This window comes from Vibrio sp. OPT46, assembly GCF_015163535.1.
GTDB classification, from domain to species: Bacteria; Pseudomonadota; Gammaproteobacteria; order Enterobacterales; family Vibrionaceae; genus Vibrio; species Vibrio alginolyticus.
Genome location: NZ_JADDYG010000199.1, coordinates 1 through 862 on the forward strand (window position 1 = coordinate 1; position 862 = coordinate 862).

Genomic DNA, 862 nt, shown 5'->3' on the forward strand with positions numbered 1-862 from the left:
CGAAATTTCCTTTTAAGCCTTGTTTGTCTTTGTTAAAACTATCGGTCTTTCCTTGCTGGTCAATCACAGCCTTACGGTTGTCGCGAAGAAAAGCTGAGAGATATGCCTTAAATTGATGCTCTGAAAGTCGCTGCTCATTTGACCAATGTTTATAACCAAGAATTTCCCCTGTTTCATGATCAATAATAGGATCGCTCGCGTAGCGATCTTTATATTCATCAAATGCCTCATCATAGCTCAATGGTCTGGAACACATAATGTGCTTACGAGCAATAGCTCGGATATTCTTTTCATCTTCTGCTGTACGCATCCGACCAACAGATCCATCATTTCGACGTGGTCCAGTTTTTTTTGTGTAGACCTTGTTTCGTGATTGTCCTGAACCAGGTTTTCTTAGAAATGCATTGGGAATTGAACCTGTACTCAAGAATGTGTACACCCAAGTGTATATTTGCGTTCGATGTACTTTAATTCCTGCTTCTTGAGCTGATTCAAAGCACTGCTTAACCAATTGTTTACCGTAGTTTCTAGATACTAAAAATGTCTCTAACTGCCGGATGATTGGGCGTATGACTGCAAGCTTTTGATCTCGCTTCGTACGTTGTTTTGCCGAAATATATTTGTCGGATAAGTGCATATAGTCTGGGAGCTTTAACTCGCCGCAGATGATTTGCTTATGCTTCAATGCCTCTGCAATAACAGAGAAAGAAAATCGCTTAGGTTTGTTCTTTGTCTTTAGATTCATTGCAAACAATCGATTCGTTGTCGCATCAATAAAAACAACAATGTGAGGCACTGTAATAGGCGAATCCTCATCTGGACCTGGGACGATGATATCGTTAAGTTGAATGAAATCTTTAGT

At 39.9% G+C, this 862-nt stretch carries 1 pseudogene; it reads right to left on the minus strand.

Annotated elements, in window-relative coordinates:
* A pseudogene (locus IQR33_RS08755) lies at positions 1–862 on the minus strand (transposase); the annotation flags it as partial.